Genomic DNA, 18,588 nt, shown 5'->3' with positions numbered 1-18,588 from the left:
TCCCTCCGCGCGCCCCGTGCCGTCCGCCGGCCTGCGCGCATTTTCCGCGAACCCAGGAACGGTCACCTTCCATGTCTGCACCCGCACCCGCGTACACCCCTGACTCCGTACGGGCCGGGGGCCCCTCGGCCACCGAACTCCTCGACTTCGCCCTCCGAACCGCCGCCGACCCCGACGTCGTGGCCTCGCTGCCGCTCGATCCCGAGGGCCGCACCTGGATCCGCCTCGAGGGGCCCGGCGGCAGCGAGGCCTGGCTGATCGGCTGGCCGCCGGGCACCGGCACCGGCTGGCACGACCACGCCGAATCGCTCGGCGCGTTCGCGACCGCCCGCGGCCGGCTCACCGAACGCTCGCTGGCCGTGCGCCTGCCCTCGGAGGGCTGGCGGTCGCTGGAGCTGGCCCCCGGCGTCGACCGCAGCCGCACGCTGGCGGCGGGCGGCGGCCGGGCCTTCGGCCGTCACCACGTGCACGAGGTCCTCAACGAGTCCCCGGACGAGCATGCGGTCTCGGTACATGCCTACTACCCGCCGCTCCCGCTGATCCGCCGGTACAGCCGCAGCGGGCCGGTGCTGCACCTGGAGCAGGTCGAGCGTCCGGCGGACTGGCAGTGAGCGCCCGTCGCGGACCAGTCACCCCGGTCGGCATCGACGAGCTGCTGGAGCGCGTCCGGGCGGGGTACACCCGGGTCGACGCGCAGGAGGCGTACGCGGCCTGGTCGGCCGGGGCGCTCCTGGTGGACATCCGCTACCAGGCCCTGCGGGAGCGGGACGGCCTGATCCCGGGAGCGCTGGTGGTCGAGCGCAACGAGCTGGAGTGGCGGCTGGATCCGACGGGCAGCCACCGCGCCGCCGAGGCCACCGGCCACGACCTGCGGGTGGTGGTGATCTGCAACGAGGGCTACGCGTCCAGTCTCGCGGCGGCCTCGCTGCACGCCCTGGGCCTGCACCGCGCGACCGACCTGACCGGTGGCTTCCAGGCCTGGAAGTCGGCGGGCCTGCCCGTCGTCCCGGGCAGCGAGCCCCCGACGGCGGCGCCGCGCCCGTGAGCGTGCCGGGGCCGCACCGCCGTCGCGGTGCGGCCCCGGGGCTCACCCCTTCGCCGTGGCGTGCTCCACCGGAGCCACCCGCAGCGCCACCCGGCCGGGGAGGGCGGTGGCCGCCAGGGCCAGCAGCCCGGCCAGGCCCACCACCGTCGCGTACCCGACCGGAAGCACCGCCGGGGCCGCGACGCCCGTCATGCCCACGCTGAACGCGGTCAGTACGGCCAGTGCGATCCCCGACCCCAGCACCGTGCCGATCAGGAGCACCGCCAGGGCCTCGGTCCGCAGCATCCGCAGGACCTGTCGCCGCTCGGCGCCGGCCAGCCGCAGCATCGCGAACTCCCGGAAGCGTTCGGCGGTCGACATCACGAGCGTGTTCACCACCGAGACGGCGGTGAAGGCCAGGACGAGTCCCATGGCGAGGAGGTTGATCTCGGCGCCGGCGTCCTGGCGCTCGGCCCGTGCCCCGTCGGCCTGTGCCGCGGACAGCACCACCGCTCCGGGGACGTCCCGGACCGCGGCGGCCAGCTGCTCCCGCCCCACGCCCGAACCGGGTTCGGCCGCCACGAGCACGCCGCTCGCGAGCGGATTGTCCATGTGTGCCGCCACCAGGTCGTGCGGCAGCGTCAGGTCGCCGAAGCCGAGGCCGCGCGCGTACACCGCCGCGACCGTGAGCGTGACCGGGGTGCCGTCGCCGAGCGTCAGCGTCAGCGGGCTTCCCGGCGCGAGCCCGAGCCGGGCGGCGGCGAGTTCGCTGACCGCCGCGGTGCCCTCCCCGAAGCCGGCCAAAGTGCCGCCGGTCACCCGGGGGTCCCACGTACGGGTCAGTCCGGCCGGGGTCACGCCTTGGGCGGCGTACTTCGCGAGCCCCACCCGTACGGAGGTGTGCACGGTCTCGGTGGCCGCCGCGACCCCCGGGGTGCGCCGGACCCGCTCGGCGGCCTCCCGGGTGACCCCGGGCCCCTGCGCGCTCAGTACCCAGTCGGCCCGGATGCCGTCACGGGCCTGGGTACGGGCGGCGTTCCCGAGGGTCGGGGTGACGAAGAGCACGGTGCAGGCCATGCCGATCAGCAGGGCGAGAGGGGTGACCGCCGAGGCCATCCTCGTGGCGTTGCCGCGCAGGTTGGCCGTGGCCAGGTGGCCGCCCGGCCCGGCCAGTCGCAGCGGACCGGCGAGCAGCGCGGTGGCGGACCGTACGAGCAGGGGTCCGAGCAGGGAGACCGCGCCGGCCAGGACCACCACGGCGAGGAAGGTGACGGGGGTCGACGCGGGTTCGGTGCGCAGCGAGCCCAGTACGACAACCAGCACCGCCCCGGCGGCCAGCAGCAGCGTCCCGGCGACAGCGCGGAGCCGGCCCGTCCGGCGCCGTTCGACGGCGGCTTCGCTCAGTGCCTCGGCCGGGCGGATCCGGGCGATGCGGCGCCCGGTGATCCGTGCGGCGGCCCAGGAGCCGAGCAGACCGGCCGCGACCGCCGCGCACATCGGGAGGACGCCGGTGGTGCGTTCCAGGGCGCCGGGGACGACCCCGCCGGCGACGAAGCAGCCGTGCAGCCAGGCGGCGAGCGGCAGTCCGGCCAGGGCGCCGGCGGTCCCGGCGGCCAGGCCGACGAGCAGGGCCTCCCGCCCGATCATCCGCCGCAGCTGGCCGGGGGTGGCGGCGATGGCCCTGAGCAGGGCGAGTTCACGGTGGCGCTGCTGGACGGAGAGCGCGAAGGTGCCGGTGACGACGAGGATCGCGACGAGCAGGGAGGTCCCGCCCATCGCGCCGCCCATGGAGACCAGCTTGGTCCGGGCTCCGGCGGCGTCCGGGAACTCCGCCGGTCCGCGGTCGTCCCCGGTGGCGACCTGTGCCGTCGTGCCCGCCAGGGCCCGCTCGACGCGGGCGGCGAGCTCGGTGGCGCCGATGCCGGGGGCGGGCAGCACGCCGATGGCGCTGACCTGTCCGCCGCGGGCGGAGAGCCGGCGGGCCTCGTCGTCGCTGAAGAAGAGCGCGCTCTGGTGGGTCAGGTCGCCGCGGGGCGTGTGCGCGATGCCGCTGACCCGGTAGGTCCGGGGCTCACCGGTGGACTGCACGGTGAGCTCGGAGCCGGGCCGCAGCCCGGCGCGGGCGGCCAGCGCGCGTTCGACGACGATCTCGTCGGCGTTCCGGGGCGGCTGCCCGTCGGCGATCGTGAAGGGGGTCAGGGGCGCGGAGCTCCAGGCATGCCCGTACGAGGGCCTGCGTGCGCCGGAGTCCCCGGTCAGGGGGACGGCCTGGAAGGTGAGCTCGGGCACGACCCGCTCGACGCCGGGGACGGCGCGCACCGTGTCGGCGGTGGCAGCGGGCAGCCAGGCCCGCTCGGCGACGGGCTTGGCCTTGTGCTTGGTCTTCGTCCCGCCCTTCTTCTCCTTGACCGTGGTCTCGCGGACCATCCGGTCGGCGGAGACGAGGACCGGGGCCGCCGCGTAACGCTCGGTGCGGATCGTGCCGCGGAGTCCCGTTTCGAGGAGGGTGCCGCAGGCGGTGATGAGAGCGGTCGCGCACAGCAGTGCGACGAAGGCTCCGAGGAATCCGGCCTTGCGGTGCCTGACGGTCTGAAGGGCGTAGCGCAGCATCATGGCGCCCACTCTGCTGCGCGGGGCTCCTGCGGGCACTGGAGTCGCCCGGCGTCCCGGCCCGGGGGCTGCCCCCACCCCGGGCCCTCGGGCTCACTCCCCCGCGTACCCGAGGTCGTCGGCGTCCTCGCCCTCCGCCTCCAGGGCTCGGCGGACCACGCGCAGGGCCATGCCTTCCGGGTACCCCTTGCGGGCCAGCATCCCGGCCAGGCGCCGGATCCGCTTGTCCCGCTCCAGGCCCCGGGTGGAGCGGAGCTTGCGCTCCACGAGCTCGCGGGCGGTCTGCTCCTCCTGGTCGGAGTCCAGCTGTCCCAGGGCCTCCTCCACGAGGGTGGCGTGCACCCCCTTGGTCCGGAGCTCCTGGGCGAGTGCCCGGCGGGCCAGGCCCCGGCCGCGGTGGCGGGACTCGACCCAGGCTCCGGCGAACGCGGCGTCGTCGATCAGGCCCACCTCCTCGTACCGGGAGAGGACCTCCTGCGACACCTCGTCGGGGATGCCCCGCTTGTGCAGGGCGTCCGCGAGCTGACGCCGGGTGCGCGGGCTCCCCGTGAGCAGGCGCAGGCAGATCGCCCGCGCCTGCTCCTCGGGGCTCTGGGGCGGCAGCTCCTGGCGGCCCTCACGGCCTCCTCGGCTCCCGCCGCCCCCTTCCTGCTCGCGCATGGATCAGCTCTTGGCCACGGCGGCCTTGGCCGTCGTCTTGGCCTTCGACGCGGGGGCGGGAACCGCCGCGGCGTCGGCGGGGGCGGCGGCAGCAGCGGCACCGGCCGCGTCGTCGCCGTCCTTGCGGGCGCCCACGCCCAGCTTCTCCTTGATCTTCCGCTCGATCTCGTTCGCGAGATCCGGGTTGTCCTTCAGGAAGTTGCGGGCGTTCTCCTTGCCCTGGCCGAGCTGGTCGCCCTCGTACGTGTACCAGGCACCGGCCTTGCGGATGAAGCCGTGCTCCACGCCCATGTCGATCAGGCCGCCCTCGCGGCTGATGCCCTGGCCGTAGAGGATGTCGAACTCGGCCTGCTTGAACGGCGGCGCGACCTTGTTCTTTACAACCTTGCAGCGGGTGCGGTTGCCGACCGCCTCCGTGCCGTCCTTCAGGGTCTCGATGCGGCGGATGTCGATGCGCACCGAGGCGTAGAACTTCAGCGCGCGGCCACCGGTCGTGGTCTCCGGCGAGCCGAACATCACGCCGATCTTCTCGCGGAGCTGGTTGATGAAGATGGCGGTGGTCTTGGACTGGTTCAGCGCACCGGTGATCTTCCGGAGCGCCTGGCTCATCAGGCGGGCCTGCAGACCCACGTGCGAGTCGCCCATCTCACCCTCGATCTCGGCGCGCGGCACGAGGGCCGCCACGGAGTCGATGACGATCAGGTCGAGGGCACCGGAGCGGACGAGCATGTCCACGATCTCCAGCGCCTGCTCACCGGTGTCCGGCTGCGACAGGATGAGGTTGTCGGTGTCGACGCCGAGGGCCTTCGCGTACTCGGGGTCGAGCGCGTGCTCGGCGTCCACGAAGGCGACGGTGCCGCCGGCCTTCTGCGCGTTGGCCACGGCGTGCAGGGTCAGGGTCGTCTTACCGGAGGATTCCGGCCCGTAGATCTCGACGACGCGGCCGCGCGGCAGACCGCCGACGCCCAGGGCGATGTCCAGCGCGGTCGACCCGGTGGAGATGACGTCGATGGGGTCGTTCGGCTTGTCGCCGAGGCGCATGACCGCGCCCTTGCCGAATTGCCGTTCAATCTGTGCGAGAGCGGCGTCGAGAGCCTTCTCGCGGTCGGTGCCTGCCATGGGTTCCACCCGGTTTGCTTGAGTCGATCGCTTCACGCCATTGACGCTAATGCCTGCCACTGACAATGCGCCTCCACGACCGGTTCGGCTGTGGATAACTCATCAGAATGGATGTTCGATTTCCCTGTCAAGCTCGCCACGCCAGAGCGCTATGCCCAGGTTGCGTAGATATCCTATGAAGTGTGATCGAGTCTGGACGGCCACGACTTCGTAGGCGCCCCGGCCCGGGAAGATTCGTGCGGCTGTCGCCGGTCATCCTGACCGTCGTCATCGCCAGCCTGGCATACAACACTCCGCCGGAGATGGCCTTCAGCCGCCTCCTGCCCGCGGCTCCGGCCCTCGCCGCCGCCATGTGGCCGGTGCTCCCCACCGTCCTGCTCGGGACCGTCTGCCTCATCCTGATGATCGGCCTGAGCTTCGTCTTCCCCGACCTGGGGACGTGGTGGACCGCCGCGGGCATCATCGCGGTCACCGTGGCCGCCGCGTACGGGAGCCATGTCCGGCTCCAGCGGGAGCGCACGCTCTTCCAGGTACGGCTCGTCGCCGACGCGGCGCAGCAGGTGGTCCTGAGCCCGATGCCGCGCCGCCTCGGCCGGCTCGAGATCGAATCGCTGTACCTCGCGGCCGCGGCGGAGGCCAGCATCGGCGGGGACTTCTACGAGGTGGCCGACACCCCGCACGGGGTCAGGCTGCTCATCGGTGACGTGCGCGGCAAGGGGCTGCCCGCCGTGGGGGCCGCCGCCGCGATCGTCAACGCCTTCCGGGAGGCCGCCTACGGCGAGACCGACATGGTCGAGGTCGCACGCCGGCTCGACGCCAGCAGCATGCGCTACAACGCCGCCTTCCCCCCGGAGGGGCCGATGGAGCGCTTCGCCACGGCTCTGCTCGTGGAGATCCCGCACGAGGGGAAACGCATCGACATCCTCAACTGCGGACATCCCCCGCCCATGCTCCTGACCCACGACGGGCTCCGCACCCTGGAGTCGGCCACCCCGTCGCCGCTGCTCAGCCTCGCGGACCTGATCGGCGACCGGTACAGCATCGACAGCTTCGACTTCGCCCCCGACGACCTGTTGCTGCTCTACACCGACGGGATCGCCGAGGCCCGTGCCCGCGACGGCGAGTTCTTCCCGCTGGCGGCCTGGATGGGCCGGCAGCCCCGGACACCGCCCCAGGAACTGCTCACGACCCTCCACCGCGACCTCCTCCACTACAGCAGGGGACGCCTCGACGACGACATCGCGGCCCTCGCCGTACGCCTGCGCGCACCCGCGCCGCAGGGCACGCAATCCCGGTGAACGGCCGGCGCCGGGAACCTACGATCGCCTCATGATCGAATTCCTGTATCCGCCCAAGCCCCGCCCCGGGGACCGGATCGCGGTCCTGTCCCCCTCGTCCGGGCTGCCCGGCCTCTTCCCGCTCCCCCACGAGCTGGGGCTGCGCAGGCTCCGTGACGACTTCGGGCTGGAGCCGGTGGAGTACCCGACGACGCGGAAGATGGGCGCGCCACCCGAGGAGCGGGCCGCGGACATCCACGCCGCCTTCGCCGACCCCGGCATCAAGGCGGTGATCGCCAGCATCGGCGGCGACGACCAGATCACCGTCCTCCCCCACCTCGACGGCGACCTCCTGCGCGCCCACCCCAAGCCGTTCTTCGGCTACAGCGACAACACCAACCTGCTGCTGTTCCTGCGGAACCTGGGCATCGTCGGCTACCACGGCGCCTCGGTGATGGTGGAGCTCGGCCGGCCCGGCGCGATGCACCCGGCCACCACCGCCTCCCTCCGGGCGGCGCTGTTCACTTCGGGCCCGTACGAGCTCAGCCGCTCCGGCGAGTACGGGGACCTCGACCGCCCCTGGGACGACCCGCGCACCTTCGACTCCGAGCCGCCGATGGAACGCTCCTACGGCTGGACCTGGCACAACGACGACCGGGTCGTCGAGGGGGCCGGCTGGGGCGGCAACCTGGAGATCCTCTCCTGGATGCTGGCGGCCGACCGCGCGGTGCTGCCCGCCGACGCGTACGCCGGCGACGTGCTCTTCCTGGAGACCTCCGAGGAGATGCCGCGCGCCGAGGAGGTCTACCGGATGCTCCGGAACATGGGCGAGCGCGGCCTGCTGCGGCAGTTCCCCGCGCTGCTGATGGGCAGGGCGAAGAGCTGGTCGTTCGAGAACCGCTTCGACGCCGGGCGGAAGGAGCGCTACCGCGAGGAGCAGCGCGAGGCCGTGCTGCGCGCGCTGCGGCAGTATGCCCCCGGCACCATGGCGGTCTTCGACGTGGACCTCGGGCACACCGACCCGCAGCTCGTGATCCCCGTGGGCGGGCGGATCCGGGTGGACGGACCGGCCCGGCGGATCACGGTCACCTACTGAGGCGCCTGCCGCCGGGCCCGGGCGAGAGCGCGACGCCGAGCGAGTCGGCGGCGAAGGGCTTCGGTGCGCCCTCCTGGTAGAAGACGTCGAGTTCCGTGACCGTGAAGCCGGCGGCGGTCAGCAGGCCGACGACCGGCCGGGTGAGGTGGCACCCGCCGCTGAGGCGCTTGTGCAGCGGTTCGATCCGGTACTGCCAGTGGCGCACCCGCCGGTCCTGCTCCGGCGCCAGGCCGTGTTCGACGAAGTGCAGGGCGCCGCCGGGCTTCAGGACGCGCCGCACCTCGCGCAGGACCACCAGGGGGTCCGGGATCGTGCACAGCGTCCACGTGGACAGGGCGGCGTCGAAGGTGCCGTCCTCGAAGGGCAGCGCCCGGCCGTCCGAGCCCGCCCGCCGTACCGGCACCCGCGAGGCCCGTACATGGTCGGCGGCGAGCCTCCACCCCAGGTCGGAGGGTTCGATCGCGGCCACGCCGGTGACGCCGGGCGGGTAGAAGGGGACGTTGTGGCCGCTGCCGAAACCGACCTCGACGACCTCCCCGGCCAGGCCGGCGCAGACGCGCCGCCTGAGCGGCCGGGTCGTCCGCACCCCGCACGCGGCATCGACGATCCGCGGCACGATCCGTTCGGCGTAGAACCCCATCGCAGCCTCCGTGTCCGTGCCTCCAGCTTGACACCGGCCCGGCGACGCCGGGAAGCGGGCGCCACGGGGGTGACAACCTGAGGTTGACACCCTCTCGACTGTCAACCTAGGGTTGCACCTATGACGAACCCTTCGGTGGAACCCGTTCGCATGACCAATCCGGTACGCCTCGACGACCTGATCGAGGCCATCAACAAGGTCCACACCGACCCCCTGGAGCAGCTCAGCGGCGCCGTCGTCGCCGCGGAGGCCCTCGGGGACGTCGCGGATCACCTCATCGGCCACTTCGTCGACCAGGCCCGCCGATCCGGCGCCTCCTGGACCGACATCGGCCGCAGCATGGGCGTCACCCGCCAGGCGGCCCAGAAGCGCTTCGTGCCCAAGGCCGACAAGGAGGGCTCCGACGCCCTCGACCCCAACGCGGGCTTCGGCCGCTTCACCCCCCGCGCCCGCAACGTGGTCGTGACCGCGCAGAACGAGGCCCGCGCCGCCGGCAACACCGAGATCCGCACCGAGCACCTGGTCCTGGGCCTGGTGGCCGAGGCGGACGGTCTCGCGGGGCTCGTCCTGCGCGCCCAGGAGGTCTCGCCCGAGGACGTACGGGCCGCCGCGACCGCGGCACTCCCGCCCGCCCAGGACGAGCTCCCCGCCCTCGTCCCCTTCGACGCCTCGGCGAAGAAGGCCCTGGAGCTGACCTTCCGTGAGGCCCTGCGCCTGGGCCACGACTTCGTCGGCACCGAGCACATCCTGCTCGCGCTCCTGGAGCTGGAGAACGGCGAGGGTGTCCTGAGCGGCCTCGGCCTGGACAAGGCCGGCGCCGAGGCGACCGTCAGCGAAGCCTTGGCAGCCGTACTCGGCGACGCGGACGGGAAGTAGAGGAGTCCGCGTCCCGCGTCAGCTCGTAGCGCTTGACGTAGGCGCCGAGGAAGGCCTGCAGCGTGGCGACGGCCGGGATCGCGATCAGCGCCCCGACCGCGCCCAGCAGGGCGGTGCCCGCGATGACCGATCCGAAGGCCACCGCGGGATGGATGTCGACGGTCTTCGAGGTCAGCTTCGGCTGGAGCACGTAGTTCTCGAACTGCTGGTAGACCACCACGAATCCGAGGACGTACAGCGCGTACCAGGGATCGACGCTGAAGGCGAGCAGGACCGGCAGCGCGCCCGCGAGATAGGTGCCGATGGTGGGGATGAACTGGGAGACCAGCCCCACCCACACGGCGAGCGCGGGCGCGTACGGCACCCCGAGCACCGCCAGCACGATGTAGGTCGCGACACCCGAGATCAGCGCCATCAGTCCGCGCGAGTAGAGGTAGCCGCCCGTCTTGGCGACGGCGATCTCCCAGGCGCGCAGCACCTCGGCCTGCTTCGCGGGCGGCAGTACGGAGCACAGCGCGCGCCGCAGCCGCGGTCCGTCGGCGGCGAAGTAGAAGGAGAACAGCCCGATCGTCAGCAGCTTGAAGAGACCGCCGAGCACGGTGGCGGACACGTCGAGCACGCCGGACGCGCTGTTCTGCACGTACTTGCGCAGCCAGTCGGAGCGCAGCACGCTCTCCTGGATCTCCAGCCGGGACAGATCGGTGCGGAAGGTGGAATTGATGAAGTTGATCACCGAGTCGAGGTAGCCCGGGAAGCCCTCCACCATGGCGACGATCTGCCCGGCGAGCAGCGAGCCGAGCAGCGCGAGGAATCCCACGCTCACGGCGAACACGGCGCTGAACATCAGGAAGGTGGCGAGCCCGCGGCGCATGCCGCCGGCCGCCATCCTCGCGACCGCGGGTTCGATCGCGAGCGCGAGGAAGAACGCGATCAGGATGTTGACGAGCAGCCCGATCAGCTGGTGGAAGGCCCAGCTGCCGAGCTGGAAGCAGGCGACGAGGCCCAGTACGAGGACCACCGCGCGCGGCAGCCAGCGCGGCATGCGCTCCCCTCCCCAGGCCGGCGGCGGCCCGCCGGGGCCCGCGGGGCCCCGCGGCGAGGCGGGATCGACGGGCGGCGCCGCCCCCCGCTCGGCACCCGGATCGGCACCCGGACCGTCGGCCGGATCCGCGCCGGAGGCGGCCGGTGCGCCGGGGGTGGCACCGGGATCGGCCGCCCGGGGCGGCGGCAGCGCGCCCTGGGCGGCTGCGGGCTGGTCGGTCGTCTCTTCGGTGGCTCCCACGCCGCCCAGTCTGTCCCACCGGCGGCCCGTGCCGCGAAAAGCGCCGGCCTTCAGCGCAGCGAGGCCGGCACGTCCATCGCCGAGCACACCGCGCGCCACACGTCCTTGGTCTCCCAGCCCGCCTCCAGCGCCTGGTGGACGGTCAGACCGCCCAGCTCCGTCATCACGTGGTCCCGCGCGAAGGAGTCGGCATAGCCGGCCCCGAAGTGCTCGGCCATCCGCTCCCAGAAAATCGTCAACCGCATGCCCCCAGTATCCCGCCCCCGGGAGAGTGCACCGGCGTCGTTCGCCCCGCGCCCCCGCGGCACCGCGCCCTACCTTGCACGCATGCCCGGAGACGAAGCTTCCCCACAGAGCCCGCCCGCCCCGCACCCCTCACAGAGCCCGCAGGCCCCCCACTCCTCGCGGCCCGACCTCGCCCGCGCCGAACGGTTCGTCTGGCTCACGGCCCGCGTGCTGGAACAGCGGCGGTTCGCGTTCCACTTCCTCGGCGGGGACGCCGACCCGGTGGACACCGCCCTCGGTTCGTACCTCAACCCCGACGGCGGCTACGGTCACGCGCTCGACCCGGATCTGCGCGGCCCGCTGAGCCAGCCCCTGCACACCGCGCACGCGCTGCGCGTGCTGGACAGTCTGGGCCGCTGCGCCGGGCAGCGGATCGAGCGGCTCTGCCGGCACCTGACGGGCGTCTCCACCCCGGAGGGCGCGCTCCCGGTCGTCTTCCCGTCCCCGCGCGACTACCCCGCGGCCCCCTACCACCCGGTGCACGACGACCCGCCGGGCGAGCTCCTGACCACCGGGCCGGTCGTCGGCCTGCTGCACCGTAACCGCGTCTGGCACGCCTGGCTCTTCCGGGCCACGGACTTCTGCTGGGACCGGGTCGAGAATCTGCGCCGCTCGCATCCGTACGAGGTCCAGAGCGCGGTGGCCTTCCTCGACGGCGTGCCCGACCGGGCCCGCGCGGCGACGGCCGCGGACCGGCTGGGACGGCTGGTGCGCGAGCAGCGGCTCGTGGTCCTCGATCCGCGGCGGCGGACGGATTTCCCTCCGGCGCCGGGCTACGCGCCGGGCGAGCAGCTGTTCCCGCACGACTTCGCGCGGCGGCCGGAGTCGCTGGCCCGCGGCTGGTTCACGGACGAGGAGATGCGCCGCTCGCTGGACTTCCTGGCCGGCGCACAGCAGCAGGACGGCGGCTGGCCGGTCCGCCGCGAGGCCTGGGCGCCGGGCAGTTCCCTGGAGCGGCGGCCGATCGCGACGCTGGAGGCGCTGCTGACCCTGCGGGCGTACGGCCGCCTGCCGGCGCAGGTCAGCCGCCCAGGGCCCGTACCCCCGCGGTGACGACGACGGCTGCCGCGACCACGAGCAGGAACGGCGCCCGCAGCAGCAGCGCGAGCCCGGCGGCTGCCAGCCCGGCGGCACGGGCGTCGACGACGAGCGCGGACCCGGTGCTGAAGGTCTGCTGGGCCGTGAGCGCTGCCAGCAGCGCGACCGGGAGCAGGGCGGCCAGCCGGCGCACCAGGGGCCGCTCCAGGGCCCCGGCCGGGACGAGCAGCCCCGCGTACTTCACGGCGTAGCAGCCGACGACGGTGAGCCCGATGGCGATCCAGACGTTCACGAGCGGCGTCCCTTCATCCACAGCACGACGGGGGCGGCCAGGGCCGCGATCAGCACGGGCACTCCGGCGGGCAGCACCGGCAGGAACCCCAGCCCGAGGACGAGCGCGAGCGCGGCGACGGCCCGCTCGGTGGCCGTCTTCAGCATCGGCGCGAGCAGGGCCAGGAACACCGCGGGTCCGGCGGCGTCCAGCCCCCAGGCCCTGGTGTCCCCGATGGCCTCGGCACCGAGCGCGCCGAGCAGGGTGGTGATGTTCCACAGCGCGTAGAGGGTGAGCCCGGTGACGGTGAAGCCGAGCCGGGCCGACTTCCGGTCGGGCTGGGCCAGCGCCACGGCGGTGGTCTCGTCGATCACCCAGTGCGCGGCGAGGGGCCGTACGGCGCGCGGCAGCCGGAGCAGCTGCGACAGGCGCAGCCCGTAGAAGGCGTTGCGGGTGCCGAGGAAGAAGGCCCCGGCGGCCGCGGTGAACGGATTGCCGCCCGCGGCCAGCGCCCCGACCAGGGCGAACTGCGAGGCCCCGGTGAAGACGAGCAGGCTCAGCACACAGGCCTGCAGGGTGCTGATGCCGGCTCCGGCCGCGGTCACGCCGAAGGCGAACCCGGACAGGCCGACGGCGACGCCGACCCCGAGCGCGTCCCGTACGACCGCGGCCCGCGGCCGCCCGCCGGACGCCGCTGTCTCTCGTATCTCTGGCTCGGTGACCAGCTGCTTCTCTCCCACGCCCCGAAACTACGCGGGCCCGGCCGAGTGGGTCTTGTACGTTCTTGCGCCCCGGCCGTCCAAGAGGGCCCGTTCGCGGCGGTAGGCGCCCGGGGGGACGCCCACGATACGGGTGAAGTGCCGGTTCAGGTGGGGCTGGTCGGTGAAGCCCACGGCGACCGCTGCCTCCGCCGGCGGGGTGCCCGCGTCGAGCAGCCGGCGCGCCCGCCGGACCCTGGCGTCGGTCAGCCAGGTGTGCGGCGGCATCCCGTAGCGGTCCCGGAAGGCCCGCAGCAGGGCGAAGGGGCTCGTGCCCAGCTCCGCCGCGAGCTGCTCCAGGGACGGCGGGTCGGCCAGGCGCTCCTCCAGCACGGCCCGGGCAGCCGCCGCTTCGGCGCCGCCGCTGCCGCGGACCGTACGGGTGGGCAGCGGTCCGGCGTGGCGGGTCAGCATCCGGGCGACCACGCCCCGCAGGAGGGTGTCGGCGGCCAGCGCGTTCCCGGCCTCGGCGGCCCGGTGCACCTCGGTGATCGTGCGCGAGGCCTGCGGGTCGGCGACGATGTCGGCGGTGAAGCCGGGAGTGCCGCGCAGCAGGCCGATCTCGGCCGCGACCTCGGCGATCAGGCCACTGGAGGGGTAGAGGGTGGCGTACGCCCAGCCCTCGGGCGCCCCGGCGCGCGCCGTGTGGGGCACCTCGGGGTTGATCAGGACCACGCTGCCCGGGCCGGCGCGCACGACATGGCCGGGCAGGCCGACCTCCTCGATGCCGCCGGTGACGGCCGCGATGACGTACCCGTCGTGCGCGTGGCGCGGGAAGGTGTGGCGTACGTAGTGGGCGCGCAGCAGGTCCAGCCCGGGCAGTTCCGGGTACCGCCAGTGCCGTGCCCACTCCCGGTGGCCGTCCTCCGTCCCCATCCCCCCATTCTGCGCCCCGCCGCCGACGCGCGTTTGCCCAGGTCCGGAGCGTTGTCAGTGGCCGGGTGCACGATGGGGGCATGGCAGGCGCTGCGCTCGACTCGTTCTCCCCCGCGACCCGCTCGTGGTTCACGGGGGCTTTCGTCACGCCCACGAGCGCGCAGGAGGGCGCCTGGCGGGCCATCGGGGAGGGTGCGGACGTGCTGGTGGTGGCGCCCACCGGCTCCGGCAAGACCCTGGCCGCGTTCCTGGCCGCTCTCGACCGGCTCGCCTCGACCCCGCCGCCCGCCGAGTCGCGGAAGCGCTGCCGGGTCCTGTACGTGTCGCCGCTGAAGGCCCTGGCCGTCGACGTCGAGCGCAATCTGCGCAGCCCGCTGACGGGGATCCGGCAGGAGTCCGTCCGCCTCGGGCTGCCGGAGCCGGACATCCGGGTGGGGATCCGCTCCGGCGACACCTCCGCGGCGGAGCGGCGCTCGCTGGCCACCCGGCCGCCGGACATCCTCATCACCACTCCCGAGTCGCTGTTCCTGATGCTGACCTCGGCCGCGCGGGAGGGGCTGACCGGGATCGAGACGGTGATCGTGGACGAGGTGCACGCGGTCGCCGGGACCAAACGCGGCGCGCACCTCGCCGTGTCCCTGGAGCGGCTGGACGAGCTGCTGCCGCGTCCGGCACGCCGGATCGGTCTGTCGGCGACGGTCCGGCCGGTGGACGAGGTCGCCCGGTATCTCGCGCCGCGCGGCAGGGTGGAGATCGTCCAGCCGCCGTCGGCCAAGGAGTTCGACCTGTCGGTGGTCGTCCCGGTGCAGGACATGGGCGAGGTCGGCGGCTCCCCCGCGACGGAGGGCCGGGAGGGCGGCGACCGGCCGTCGATCTGGCCGCATGTCGAGGAGCGGATCGCGGACCTGGTGCAGGCGCACCGCTCGACGATCGTGTTCGCCAACTCCCGCCGCCTCGCCGAGCGGCTGTGCAACCGGCTGAACGAGATCGCGTACGAACGGGCCGTCGGCGAGAAGCTGCCCGAGCACGCGTCACCGGCCGAGGTCATGGCCCAGTCGGGCTCGGCCCTGGGCGCCCCGCCGCTGCTGGCCCGGGCGCACCACGGCTCGGTCTCCAAGGAGCAGCGGGCGCTGGTGGAGGAGGACCTGAAGGCGGGCCGGCTGCCGGCCGTGGTCGCCACCTCCAGCCTGGAACTGGGCATCGACATGGGCGCGGTGGACCTGGTGGTGCAGGTGGAGTCACCGCCGTCGGTGGCGTCCGGGCTGCAGCGGGTGGGCCGGGCCGGGCACCAGGTGGGCGCGGTCTCCACCGGGGTGGTCTTCCCCAAGTACCGGGGTGACCTGGTCCAGGCGGCCGTGGTCACCGAGCGGATGCGGGCGGGGGCGATCGAGTCCCTGCGCATCCCCTCCAACCCCCTCGACGTCCTGGCGCAGCAGCTGGTCGCCATGGTCGCGATGGACACCTGGCAGCTGGACGACCTCCTGGCGCTGGTGCGCCGGGCGGCGCCGTTCGCGGCGCTCCCGGAGTCGGCGTTCACGGCGGTGCTCGACATGCTGGCCGGCCGCTATCCGTCGGACGCCTTCGCCGAACTGCGGCCGCGCGTGGTCTGGGACCGGGTCGCGGGTACGGTCACCGGCCGGCCCGGGGCTCAGCGGCTCGCGGTCACCTCCGGCGGCACCATCCCCGACCGCGGGCTCTTCGGGGTCTTCCTGGCCGGCTCGGACCCGAAGAAGGGCGGCGGACGGGTCGGCGAGCTCGACGAGGAAATGGTCTACGAGTCCCGTGTCGGTGACGTCTTCACGCTGGGCACCACCTCCTGGCGCATCGAGGACATCACCCGCGACCGGGTCCTGGTCACGCCCGCCCCCGGGGTGCCGGGCCGGCTGCCGTTCTGGAAGGGCGACCAGCTGGGCCGCCCGCTGGAACTGGGGCGCGCGGTCGGCGCGTTCCTGCGTGAGCTCGGCGCCCTCTCCGAGGAGGACGCCCGGCTGCGGCTGGTGGCGGCCGGGCTGGACGCCTGGGCCGCGGACAACGTACTGGCGTATCTCGCCGAGCAGCGCGAGGCCTGCGGCCACGTACCGGACGACCGGACCATCGTGGTGGAGCGGTTCCGCGACGAGCTGGGCGACTGGCGGGTCGTGGTCCATTCGCCGTTCGGCGCGCAGGTGCACGCCCCGTGGGCGCTGGCGCTGAGCTCCCGCCTCGCCGAGAAGTACGGCATGGACGCGCAGGTGATGCACGCCGACGACGGCATCGTGCTCCGCCTCCCCGACGCGGACCTGCTGTCCATGGACCTGCTGGACCACGACCCGGCGGGGCCGCCCGCCTTCGAGTTCGACGACGAACAGGCGCCGCTCGGCGCGGCCGACGTCGCCTTCGACCACGGCGACGTCAACCGGATCGTCACCGACCAGGTGGGTGGCTCCGCGCTGTTCGCCTCCCGCTTCCGCGAGTGCGCGGCCCGTGCCCTGCTGCTGCCGCGCCGCAGTCCGGGCCGCCGTACCCCGCTGTGGCAGCAGCGCCAGCGGGCCTCCCAACTGCTCCAGGTGGCATCGGAGTTCGGTTCCTTCCCGATCGTGCTCGAAGCCGTACGCGAATGCCTCCAGGACGTCTTCGACGTGCCCGGCCTGACCGAGCTGATGGGCGACATCGAGGCGCGCCGGGTCCGGCTGGTCGAGGTCACCACCCCGGAGCCGTCCCCCTTCGCGCGTTCCCTCCTCTTCGGCTATGTCGCGCAGTTCCTCTACGAGGGCGACTCCCCGCTGGCCGAGCGCAGGGCGGCCGCGCTGTCGCTGGACTCGCGGCTGCTGGCCGAGCTGCTGGGGCAGGCGGAGCTGCGCGAGCTCCTCGACGCGCAGGTGCTGGAGGAGCTGGAGCGGGAGCTCCAGTGGCTCACCGAGGACCGGCGGGCGAAGGACGCCGAGTCGGTCGCCGATCTGCTGCGCCTGCTGGGACCGCTGACGCAGGAGCAGCTGACGGCGCGCGGGGCGGATCCGGCCTGGGCGCAGGAGCTCGCCGCGCGGCGCGCCGCGCCATCCGGGTCCGGATCGGCGGCGCGGACCACTGGGCGGCGATCGAGGACGCGGGCCGGCTGCGGGACGCGCTGGGCACCGCGCTGCCCGTCGGTGTCCCGGAGGCGTTCACCGAGCCGGTCAAGGACCCGCTGGGTGACCTGCTGGCCCGGTACGCCCGCACCCACGGACCGTTCACCACGGCCGCCGTGGCCGCCGCCTTCGGCCTGGGCGCGGCGGTGACCGAGGGCGCCCTGCACCGTCTCGCGGCGGCGGGGCGGGTGGTGCAGGGCGAGTTCCACCCGGCCGGCATCGGCCAGGAGTGGTGCGACGCGACGGTGCTGCGCAGGCTCCGCCGCCGCTCCCTCGCCGCGCTCCGCCAGGAGCTGGAGCCGGTCCCGCCGACGTCGCTGGCCACCTTCCTGCCGCAGTGGCAGCACCTGGGCGGGGCGCTGCGCGGCCTCGACGGCTTGGCCCGGGCGGTCGAGCAGCTCCAGGGCGCCCCGGTGCCGGCGTCCGCGCTGGAGCGGCTGATCCTGCCGTCGCGGGTGGTGAACTACTCCCCCGGCCTGCTGGACGAGCTGACCACCACCGGTGAGGTGGTCTGGGCGGGGGCCGGAGCCCTCCCGGGCAAGGACGGCTGGGTGTCGCTCTATCTCGCGGACGCCGCCCCGCTGCTCCTGCCGCCGCCGCACCCGCTGGAGCCGAGCCCTGTGCAGCAGGCCGTCCTGACGGCCCTCTCGGGCGGCTACGGCCTGTTCTTCCGGCAGATCTCGCAGGCGGTGCGCGCCGAGTTCCCCGAGGTCTCGGACGTCGCCCTGTCCGAGGCGGTGTGGGATCTGGCCTGGTCGGGCCGGCTCACCAATGACACGCTCGCCCCGCTGCGCTCCTTCCTCGGCTCGGGCCGTACGGCGGGCTCCACGGCCCACCGGGCCCGGCGCACCGTTCCGCGCGGCCGGTACGGCACCCTGAGCGCGACCGTGTCCCGTACGGGCCCGCCCACGGTCTCCGGGCGCTGGTCGCTGCTGCCGTCCCCGGCGCCCGACCCGACCCACCGGGCCCACGCCCTGGCCCGCACCCTGCTGGACCGGCACGGGGTCGTGACGCGCGGCGCGGTCGCCGCGGAGGGGGTCGAGGGGGGCTTCAGTGCGGTCTACCGCGTTCTGTCGGCCTTCGAGGACAGCGGCCAGGCCCGCCGGGGCTATGTGGTCGAGGGGCTGGGCGCGGCCCAGTTCGCGATGGACGGCGCGGTGGACCGTCTCCGGGCCGCCGAGCGGACCCCGCCCCCGCTGGCGGCGGTGGTGCTGGCCGCCGCGGATCCGGCGAACGCGTACGGCGCGGCCCTGCCCTGGCCCGAGCCGCCGGACGGCTCCACCCACAAGCCGGGCCGCAAGGCGGGCTCCCTGGTGGTCCTGGTGGACGGGGAGCTCACCCTGTACGTGGAGCGCGGCGGCAAGACCCTGCTCTCCTGGCCCGGCCCTGAGGACCCGCGTCTGACGGCCGCGGTCGCCGCGCTGGCCGCCGGCTGCCGGGCGGGCACCCTGCCGGCGCTGACGGTGGAGCGGATCAATGCCGCGGCCGCGCTGACCTCCCCCATGGGCCGGGCCCTGGAGGCGGCCGGCTTCCATGCCACCCCGAGAGGTTTGCGCTTGCGTCCGTGAGCACCGCAAACGGTCCCGACTGTTCCGCCCGCGTCCTGGACATGTCACAGAACTGTCGCCGACCGCCTCTGAGCTGGCGCAGGCGCTTATTCATCCTTTATCAA

15 protein-coding genes and 1 pseudogene are annotated in these 18,588 nt (G+C 74.1%); 7 read left to right on the top strand and 9 right to left on the bottom strand.

Annotation, left to right across the window (positions count from 1 at the left end):
- Positions 1-71: 71 nt before the first annotated feature.
- Positions 72-611 (top strand): cupin domain-containing protein, encoded by a 540-nt coding sequence (locus tag NRK68_RS25415; protein ID WP_183068210.1) that lies wholly within the window; start codon positions 72-74, stop codon positions 609-611.
- Complete coding sequence (locus tag NRK68_RS25410; protein WP_257856812.1) at positions 608-1,045, top strand: rhodanese-like domain-containing protein; 438 nt, start codon at positions 608-610, stop codon at positions 1,043-1,045. Before NRK68_RS25415 ends, NRK68_RS25410 begins: the two co-directional genes overlap by 4 nt.
- Positions 1,046-1,087: 42 nt before the next feature.
- On the opposite strand, the gene NRK68_RS25405 is transcribed toward NRK68_RS25410, so the two are convergent.
- The 3 genes from NRK68_RS25405 to recA all read right to left on the bottom strand — a co-directional run bounded on the left by NRK68_RS25405 (position 1,088) and on the right by recA (position 5,413).
- Positions 1,088-3,637: an FtsX-like permease family protein gene (locus NRK68_RS25405; protein WP_257856811.1), complete on the bottom strand. Its 2,550-nt coding sequence runs from the start codon at positions 3,635-3,637 to the stop codon at positions 1,088-1,090.
- A 90-nt stretch (positions 3,638-3,727) separates the two neighbouring features.
- Positions 3,728-4,294, bottom strand: a complete 567-nt coding sequence (recX, locus tag NRK68_RS25400; RefSeq protein WP_046776419.1) for a recombination regulator RecX — start codon at positions 4,292-4,294, stop codon at positions 3,728-3,730.
- 3 nt (positions 4,295-4,297) lie between these two features.
- Entirely contained in the window at positions 4,298-5,413 is a 1,116-nt protein-coding gene (recA, locus tag NRK68_RS25395) for a recombinase RecA (RefSeq protein ID WP_183068208.1), read from the bottom strand.
- Positions 5,414-5,649: 236 nt separating this feature from the next.
- Between recA and NRK68_RS25390 the strand changes: the two genes are divergently transcribed.
- Together NRK68_RS25390 and NRK68_RS25385 are read left to right on the top strand one after the other, a co-directional pair.
- Positions 5,650-6,711 carry a PP2C family protein-serine/threonine phosphatase gene (locus tag NRK68_RS25390; protein ID WP_257856809.1) on the top strand — a complete coding sequence of 354 codons (1,062 nt, stop codon included), beginning with the start codon at positions 5,650-5,652 and terminating at the stop codon, positions 6,709-6,711.
- 31 nt (positions 6,712-6,742) lie between these two features.
- Entirely contained in the window at positions 6,743-7,786 is a 1,044-nt protein-coding gene (locus NRK68_RS25385) for a S66 family peptidase (RefSeq protein WP_183068206.1), read from the top strand.
- Here NRK68_RS25385 and NRK68_RS25380 read toward each other — a convergent pair.
- Positions 7,776-8,426, bottom strand: coding sequence for a class I SAM-dependent methyltransferase (locus tag NRK68_RS25380; RefSeq protein WP_257856807.1), 651 nt, complete (start codon positions 8,424-8,426; stop codon positions 7,776-7,778). The genes NRK68_RS25385 and NRK68_RS25380 overlap by 11 nt on opposite strands.
- A 120-nt stretch (positions 8,427-8,546) precedes the next feature.
- On the opposite strand from NRK68_RS25380, the gene NRK68_RS25375 reads away from it, so the two are divergent.
- Positions 8,547-9,302, top strand: a complete 756-nt coding sequence (locus tag NRK68_RS25375) for a Clp protease N-terminal domain-containing protein (RefSeq protein ID WP_183068204.1) — start codon at positions 8,547-8,549, stop codon at positions 9,300-9,302.
- On the opposite strand, the gene NRK68_RS25370 is transcribed toward NRK68_RS25375, so the two are convergent.
- Entirely contained in the window at positions 9,256-10,344 is a 1,089-nt protein-coding gene (locus NRK68_RS25370) for an AI-2E family transporter (RefSeq protein WP_183068352.1), read from the bottom strand. The genes NRK68_RS25375 and NRK68_RS25370 overlap by 47 nt on opposite strands.
- Before the next feature lie 290 nt (positions 10,345-10,634).
- Complete coding sequence (locus NRK68_RS25365; protein WP_046776413.1) at positions 10,635-10,829, bottom strand: DUF3046 domain-containing protein; 195 nt, start codon at positions 10,827-10,829, stop codon at positions 10,635-10,637.
- Between the two features lie 82 nt (positions 10,830-10,911).
- Between NRK68_RS25365 and NRK68_RS25360 the strand changes: the two genes are divergently transcribed.
- Positions 10,912-11,922, top strand: coding sequence for a hypothetical protein (locus NRK68_RS25360; RefSeq protein WP_257856805.1), 1,011 nt, complete (start codon positions 10,912-10,914; stop codon positions 11,920-11,922).
- On the opposite strand, the gene NRK68_RS25355 is transcribed toward NRK68_RS25360, so the two are convergent.
- From NRK68_RS25355 to NRK68_RS25345, 3 genes are read right to left on the bottom strand one after another with little or no spacing between them, the layout of a single operon-like run.
- A complete protein-coding gene (locus NRK68_RS25355; RefSeq protein ID WP_183068202.1) occupies positions 11,891-12,199 on the bottom strand; it encodes an AzlD domain-containing protein in 309 nt (102 codons plus the stop codon). The two genes, NRK68_RS25360 and NRK68_RS25355, sit on opposite strands and share 32 nt — an antisense overlap.
- Positions 12,196-12,903 (bottom strand): AzlC family ABC transporter permease, encoded by a 708-nt coding sequence (locus NRK68_RS25350; RefSeq protein WP_257857926.1) that lies wholly within the window; start codon positions 12,901-12,903, stop codon positions 12,196-12,198. Before NRK68_RS25350 ends, NRK68_RS25355 begins: the two co-directional genes overlap by 4 nt.
- A gap of 24 nt (positions 12,904-12,927) precedes the next feature.
- On the bottom strand, positions 12,928-13,812 hold the full coding sequence (locus NRK68_RS25345) for an AraC family transcriptional regulator (RefSeq protein ID WP_183068201.1): 885 nt from the start codon (positions 13,810-13,812) through the stop codon (positions 12,928-12,930).
- A gap of 80 nt (positions 13,813-13,892) precedes the next feature.
- Between NRK68_RS25345 and NRK68_RS25340 the strand changes: the two are divergent.
- Positions 13,893-18,484: pseudogene (locus NRK68_RS25340) on the top strand (ATP-dependent helicase).
- The last annotated feature ends 104 nt before the right edge of the window (positions 18,485-18,588 follow it).

This window comes from Streptomyces yangpuensis (assembly GCF_024666385.1).
Taxonomy (GTDB): Bacteria; Actinomycetota; Actinomycetes; order Streptomycetales; family Streptomycetaceae; genus Streptomyces; species Streptomyces yangpuensis.
This window is presented reverse-complemented; position numbering and strand designations above follow the sequence as displayed.

Bases quoted from the DNA above. Each gene is read 5' to 3' on its own strand.
- NRK68_RS25415 (WP_183068210.1), top strand. From the start codon at position 72: ATGTCTGCACCCGCACCCGCGTACACCCCTGACTCCGTACGGGCCGGG.
- NRK68_RS25405 (WP_257856811.1), bottom strand. From the start codon at position 3,637: ATGATGCTGCGCTACGCCCTTCAGACCGTCAGGCACCGCAAGGCCGGA.
- recX (WP_046776419.1), bottom strand. From the start codon at position 4,294: ATGCGCGAGCAGGAAGGGGGCGGCGGGAGCCGAGGAGGCCGTGAGGGC.
- recA (WP_183068208.1), bottom strand. From the start codon at position 5,413: ATGGCAGGCACCGACCGCGAGAAGGCTCTCGACGCCGCTCTCGCACAG.
- NRK68_RS25385 (WP_183068206.1), top strand. From the start codon at position 6,743: ATGATCGAATTCCTGTATCCGCCCAAGCCCCGCCCCGGGGACCGGATC.
- NRK68_RS25380 (WP_257856807.1), bottom strand. From the start codon at position 8,426: ATGGGGTTCTACGCCGAACGGATCGTGCCGCGGATCGTCGATGCCGCG.
- NRK68_RS25375 (WP_183068204.1), top strand. From the start codon at position 8,547: ATGACGAACCCTTCGGTGGAACCCGTTCGCATGACCAATCCGGTACGC.
- NRK68_RS25370 (WP_183068352.1), bottom strand. From the start codon at position 10,344: ATGCCGCGCTGGCTGCCGCGCGCGGTGGTCCTCGTACTGGGCCTCGTC.
- NRK68_RS25365 (WP_046776413.1), bottom strand. From the start codon at position 10,829: ATGCGGTTGACGATTTTCTGGGAGCGGATGGCCGAGCACTTCGGGGCC.
- NRK68_RS25360 (WP_257856805.1), top strand. From the start codon at position 10,912: ATGCCCGGAGACGAAGCTTCCCCACAGAGCCCGCCCGCCCCGCACCCC.
- NRK68_RS25345 (WP_183068201.1), bottom strand. From the start codon at position 13,812: ATGGGGACGGAGGACGGCCACCGGGAGTGGGCACGGCACTGGCGGTAC.